This window comes from Actinomadura sp. NPDC000929 (assembly GCF_040492065.1).
Taxonomy (GTDB): Bacteria; Actinomycetota; Actinomycetes; order Streptosporangiales; family Streptosporangiaceae; genus Spirillospora; species Spirillospora verrucosospora.
Window position 1 is genome coordinate 1 of record NZ_JBEUPA010000290.1, and the last position, 3583, is coordinate 3583.

The 3583-nt window shown below is 78.3% G+C and carries 4 protein-coding genes; all 4 read left to right on the plus strand.

Annotated features, from left to right (window positions below; translation table 11 throughout):
* Window positions 1-1362 (plus strand): sensor histidine kinase (locus tag ABWI04_RS42110; RefSeq protein ID WP_353835909.1); only part of this gene is annotated, 1362 nt, incomplete at its 5' end.
* Window positions 1359-2024: a response regulator gene (locus ABWI04_RS42115; RefSeq protein WP_345187253.1), complete on the plus strand. Its 666-nt coding sequence runs from the start codon at window positions 1359-1361 to the stop codon at window positions 2022-2024. The genes ABWI04_RS42110 and ABWI04_RS42115, both read left to right, overlap by 4 nt.
* Before the next feature lie 89 nt (window positions 2025-2113).
* Entirely contained in the window at window positions 2114-2821 is a 708-nt protein-coding gene (locus tag ABWI04_RS42120) for an RNA polymerase sigma factor (RefSeq protein WP_353835910.1), read from the plus strand.
* On the plus strand, window positions 2818-3583 hold a 766-nt coding region (locus ABWI04_RS42125), incomplete at its 3' end, for a methylated-DNA--[protein]-cysteine S-methyltransferase (RefSeq protein ID WP_353835911.1). The genes ABWI04_RS42120 and ABWI04_RS42125, both read left to right, overlap by 4 nt.

Sequence of the window (3583 nt, forward strand, 5' to 3'; positions counted from 1 at the left end):
GGGCTCGCGCGCCGGGCCGGGGCGGTGGCCGGGGTCCCCGGCAGGATCGCGGGCCGGGCGCCGGGCCGGCCGTGGTGGCCGCGCGGGCGGGCGGCCGACGCCCTGCTGGCGGCGGCGGTCCTGGTGGCGTCGGTCGCGATGAGCGAGGCGGCGGTCAAGCCCGGGGACCGGCCGCTGTGGCCGGGCGGGCTGGCGCTGATCGCCGCGGCGTCGGCGGCGCTGGCGTGGCGGCGCAGCCACCCGGCGGCGGTCCTGGTGGTCGCCGTGGCGGTGCCGCCGCTGTACTACCCGCTGGGGTACCCGGACGGGCCCGTGGCGGTCGTGCTGTGGCTGGCGCTGTTCAACGCGGCCGTGGAGTGCCGGCTGGCGGTGTCGCTGGGCGCGGTCATCGTCGTCAACGCCGGTTTCCTGGCGGCGGCGTCGGTGCGCGGAAAGGGCGACGACCCCGACGCGGTGACCGACGCCCGCGGCGTGGCGTCGCTGTCGCTGGGGCTGCTGATCACGGTGGCGATCGGGCAGTACGTGCGCGGCCGCCGCGCCCTGGCGGAGGCCGCCGAGCGGCGCGCCGCCGCGGCCGAGCGCGACCGCGAGGCCGAGGCGCGGCGCCGCGCGGTCGCCGAGCGGCTGCGCATCGCCCGCGAGCTGCACGACGTGCTCGCCCACCAGATCTCGCTGATCAACGTGCAGGCGGGGGCGGCGCTGCACCGCCGCGACGACCCGGGCCGCGCCTACACGGCGCTGGAGGCGATCAAGGCGGCGAGCAAGGACACCCTGCGGGAGCTGCGCGGGATCCTGGGCGTGCTGCGGCAGGTCGACGCCGAGGACGGCGCGCCGGAGCGGCCGGTGGCGCCGCCGCCGTCGCTGGCGCGGGTCGGGGAGCTGCTGGACCAGACCGCCGCGGCCGGGCTGGCGGTCCGCCGCGCCGGCGACCTGCCCGAGCCCGGTGAGCCGGGGACGGCGGCGCTGGGGGACCTTCCGGCCCCGGTCGGGCTGGCCGGATACCGCATCGTGCAGGAGGCGCTGACCAACGCCGTCCGGCACTCGGGGGCCGCCGCGGTCACGGTCGAGGTGCGGGTGTTCCCCGGCGAGGTGGTCGTGCGGGTGGACGACGACGGCCCAGGCCCGCCCGCTCCCCCGCACGCGGAGGGTGCGGAGCTTGGTGCGGGCGGCAACGGGGTGCGGGGCATGCGCGAACGGGCCGCCTCGGTCGGCGGGGAGCTGGCCGCCGGGCCCGGCCCGGCGGGCGGGTTCCGGGTGTGGGCGCGGCTGCCGCTGGACGCCGCCGGACTGGCCGCCCCGCGCGAGAAGGACACGAAGGACGATATGAGCGGGCTGGGCGAGACAACAGAGGAGAACGCGTGATCCGGGTGCTGCTGGCCGACGACCAGACGCTGGTCAGGGCGGGGTTCCGGTCGATCCTGGAGGGCGAGGACGACATCGAGATCGTCGCCGAGGCCGGCGACGGGGAGCAGGCCGTCGCGCGGGCCCGCGAGCTGCGGCCCGACGTGGTGCTGATGGACATCCGCATGCCCGTCCTGGACGGGCTGGAGGCCACCCGGCGCATCATCGCCGACCCCCGCCTCGCCGACGTCCGCGTGGTGATCTTGACGACGTTCGACCTGGACGACTACGTCTACGGCGCGATCAAGGCCGGGGCCAGCGGGTTCCTGGTCAAGGACACCGAGCCGACCGAGCTGATCCACGGGGTGCGGGTGGTGGCGCGCGGCGACGCGCTGCTGGCGCCCACGGTGACGCGCCGGCTCATCGCCGAGTTCGCCTCCCGGATCACCGCGCCGCCGCCCGCCGCCGAGCTCAACGCGCTGACCGAGCGGGAGAGCGAGGTGCTGCGGCTGGTCGCGGCGGGCCTGTCCAACGAGGAGATCGCCGGGCGGCTGGTGCTGTCGCCCGCCACCGCCAAGACCCACGTCAGCCGTATCCTGGCCAAACTCGGCGCCCGCGACCGCGCCCAGCTGGTGGTGCTGGCCTACGAGACGGGAATGATCCGTCCCGGCTGGCTCGGCTGACCACCCGCCCGGCCCCATCTCACGGCCCGGTCTCGCGGCCCCGCTCCGAGGGACCGCAACCGGGCCGGTCACGGCGGTGTTGAACGGATGTGACGGTTACGGACGAAGCTCTCACCCGCGCCCCCGACGCCGCCGCGGGCGGCGGGGACGCCCCGGCAGGCGACACCGCCGGGGCGCGGGTCGCCGCCGCCCTGGCCCGCGACCTCGACGAGGGGTTCGCCGACCTGTACGAGGCCTACCGGGGCGCGGTGTTCTCCACCGCGCTGCGGCTGTGCGGGCGGTGGGCCGAGGCCGAGGATTTGTCCGCCGAGGCGTTCCTGCGCGCCTACCGCGCGCTGGCCGGCTACGAGCCGGCGCGCGTCGCCGGGCTGCGGCCGCGGGCCTGGCTGCTGACGATCCTGACCAACGTGTGGCGCAACAGCCTGCGCACGGCCGCGCGGCGCCCGCCGCCGGGCCCCATCGAGGACGCCCCCGACCCGCCCGACCCGGGTGAGGGCGTCGAGGACGCCGCCGCCCGCCACGAGACCGGCCGCGAGCTGGCCGGCCTGCTGGCCCGGCTCCCCCACCAGCAGCGCGCCGCGGTCGTGCTGCGGCACGTCACCGACCTGCCCGTCGCCGAGATCGCCGCCGTCCTGGACCTGCCCGAGGGCACCGTGAAGTCCCACATCTCCCGCGGCCTGGCCCGCCTGCGCGCCCTGCGCGCCGAACCCGGCGCCACCGGATCCGGCGTCACGGGGCCGGGAACCACCGGGCCGGGCACCGCACCCGACCCCGAGCAGAAAGGGGGCACCCGATGAACCGCACCGACCCCGCCGGCGGCACGCCCGACCCGCTGGCCGGTGAACTGGCGGGCCTGGCCGCCGACGCGCCCCCGGCCCTGCTGGACCGCATCGCCGCCCGCCGCGTCCACGTCCCCGGCCCCCTGGAGGGCCTGCAGGTCGCCTTCACCGACCAGGGCGTCGCCTACCTGCGCGCCGGCATGGACGAGCGGGAGTTCGCCGCGGCGTTCCGCGCCCGGTTCGCCCGGCCGCTGCTGCCCGCCGACCGCCCCCCGCCCGGGCTTCTGCCCGCGCTGCGCACCGGCCGGCTCGGCACGCTGCGCCTGGACCTGCGCGGCCTCAGCGACTTCGAGGCCGCCGTCCTGCGCGCCGCCGCGCAGATCCCGCGCGGCCAGATCCGCCCCTACGCGTGGGTGGCCCGGCACGCCGGACGGCCCAAGGCCGTCCGCGCCGTCGGGTCGGCGCTGGGCCGCAACCCCGTCCCGCTGCTGATCCCCTGCCACCGCGTGACCCGCTCGGACGGCTCCCTGGGCGACTACGTGTTCGGCGCCGGCGCCAAGGAACGGCTGCTGCGCGCCGAGGACGTCGACGTCGAGGAGGTGACCGGGCTGGCGCGGCGCGGCGTGCGGCTGGTGGGCTCCGACACCACCGGGATCGTGTGCTACCCGACCTGCGCGGACGCGCGCCGGATCACCCCCGGGCACCGGCGCGGGTTCCGGGACCTGGCCGCCGCGCGCGCCGCGGGGTACCGGCCGTGCCTGCACTGCCGCCCGGGCGAGG